Origin of the sequence: Bacteroides sp. CAG:189, from assembly GCF_000432295.1 — a bacterium.
Lineage (GTDB): Bacteria > Bacteroidota > Bacteroidia > Bacteroidales > Bacteroidaceae > Bacteroides > Bacteroides salyersiae.
Window position 1 is genome coordinate 1 of record NZ_HF991044.1, and the last position, 2,808, is coordinate 2,808.

1 protein-coding gene is annotated in these 2,808 nt (G+C 42.7%); it reads right to left on the reverse strand.

Annotated features, from left to right (window positions below; translation table 11 throughout):
- On the reverse strand, positions 1–2,808 hold a 2,808-nt coding region (locus QVP90_RS06130; RefSeq protein WP_288203975.1), incomplete at both ends, for a glycoside hydrolase family 2 TIM barrel-domain containing protein.

Below are 2,808 nucleotides of genomic sequence, written 5' to 3' on the forward strand. Positions count from 1 at the left end.
ATCCGTAATACCCATCCAGCGAACCTCCTCCTTATTGCCCATCTCCTGTGGTAAAACATAGCCGGTCCATTGTTCGGCAACAGTACTGTTGTATACACCTTCAAAGCAAGCTTCCTTACGGTCCGCATAACTATCCCATGGACCACGTCCAAACCATGTAAAGTTCTCAAAACCTTCAGGCATCTCCAATACATAACCGATTTTGGGGAGAATGACATTTTTTATAGCCGGGTCGATCACCGAGCTGACGAAAATAGTACCGTCATCCATTACTTTAAAGGAAAACTGGGTCGTAAAAGAATAAGGGAGTGTAGCAGTATACACATTTGTAACGCTCAAATCAACCAAATTTTTGGACACAGACTCTTTCACATCCCATGTGCCGGCCTTCACCTTCAAATTTCTCAAACCCATATTATCCCAATCTGCAGAATGGGTCTTATCATTATCAGTAGGTACGCGAAATACATTCAATTTCAGAGGCTCACAAATGATTGACTTACCATTCAAAACATAACTTTCCAAGGTACCTTCAGTTACGGAAAAGATTGCTTTAAAACAGGAACCCGTCACCGTTATGGCCTTCGCTGTCCGTTCTACGGTCAGATTTCCTTTCTCTGGCACACGGTAAGGAGATTTCCGGGCATTTCTTAATTGAATCTGTTCGGAAGCAACCTCATAGCCCGCTTCTGCCCACCAAGTAGCTGATTTTTGAGTGGCACTGAAACGGATAAAATAGTCGGCATCCTCCCTTATATCCACGGGAAGAGCATCGATAACCACTTCCATCGTTCCACCGGCAGGAATGGCCATATCACCGATTGTTCCCGTTTTAATCACTTTGCCATCTTCCAAGACCGAATAAGCAATATTCAAATAATCGATAGAGCTAAAAGCCAACTTATTTTTCAAGACAAAAGTCTTATTGTCTTCCTTTAATGAGAAGTCAACAGGCTGATAAATCTTCTTCGTATTATATGATTTCGCAGAAATCGAATAATCTGAAAAAACAACCCCGTTTGTGCAGAAATTACCGTCATTCGGTTTGTCACCAAAATCTCCACCATAGGCCCAATAGCTTTCCCCAATTTTACCCGGAACATCCATTTTCAAACCCTGATCTTTCCAGTCCCAGATAAACTCACCTGTCAAGGCCGGATAATGCTCATACAAATCAAACAAATCACGGACATTGCCCATAGAATTTCCCATAGCGTGACTACTTTCACACTGAATATGCGGCCGGGGAGTCTGACCACTCTTATATTGATTCTCCCGCTCTACACCTATATTCTTTATATGGTCATAATCGGCATACATCGTACTGGTTACATCACTCCACTGACTATTACCCTCGTAATGAGTCAAACGAGTATTATCCAAGCTCTTAATCGCCTTTTCCACAGATTCGAAATTTGTACCGTTTCCGGATTCATTGCCATAGGACCACATAAAAATAGAGACATGATTCCGTAACCATTTCACATGGTTCTCGGAACGTTCGACCATCGGTTTCTTAAACTGTTCCACATGGGAAAGACCCATATTACCATGGCACTCCACATTGGCCTCCGCCAATACATAAATTCCATATTTATCGCACAACTCATAAAAATATGGATTATTAGGATAATGGGAAGTGCGGACTGCATTGATATTCAGCCTCTTCATCAGACGAATATCATTTTCCATTTCTTCCCTGGAGACCGTACGACCATTGATCTCGCTATGGTCATGCCGGTTCACACCATGAAATACCATCCGCTGCCCGTTGATCAATAAAGCACCGTCTTTACGGATACCGACTTCGCGGAATCCCACTTTACCGCCACGGATATCGACTGTCTTGGTACCGTCCTTCAACGTCAAAACCAAATCGTACAAATAAGGAGTTTCGGCATTCCACTTTTTCGGGTTGGTTACATCCATATATAATACATACTTGTGGATTGAAGAAACCGGCTTGATCATCTCCGCCACAATCTGGCCCTTATCCATAATTCTGACGTCCAACTTTCCTTGAGACAATTCAGGACCGCTCAAATCTATTTCAACACGTACCCTTGCATCCATATATGTATCATCCAAATCCGTTGTGAAAAAATAATCGCGAATCTGAGTCTTAGGTGCTGACCATAGGAAGACATCGCGGTGGATACCTGTGAAACGCCAATAGTCCTGACATTCCAAAAAAGAGCCACTGGTAAAACGATATACTTGTGCAGCAATCACATTTTTCCCTGACTGAAGATAAGGGGTGATATCAAATTCAGAAGGAAGATAAGAGTCTTCCGAATAACCCACATACTGGCCGTTAACCCACAAATAATATCCATGTCCGACACCATTGAAACGAACATAGACAGTCCTCTCACTCCAACCGGAAGGTAAAACAAACTCACGGCGATAGCTACCCACAGGATTCTTCATAAGGTTGTTATAAGTCCAATCAGAAGGACGGTCGGACATCACACTATAAGTTACAGGATCGTAAGTAAAAGGATAACCAGTATTGACATAGAGAGGTTTGTCCCAAGGCTTATTATGACGAATCCCGTACATCTGCCACACAGAAGGAACCTCTATGTCATCCCAACCACTTACATCATAGGAAGGAACGTAAAAATCAATAGGTTTTTGGGAAGGATCCGGAACCCATTTAAACTTCCAGACTCCGTTCAATGACAGGAAATAGGGAGACGCTTCCATTAAATTATTCTCTATGTCCGATTCACTGCCATAAGGAATAGAAAGCGTATGCGCTACTTCCCTGTTTACTTGGGTCACGGTCACATCGTCCCACTCTTT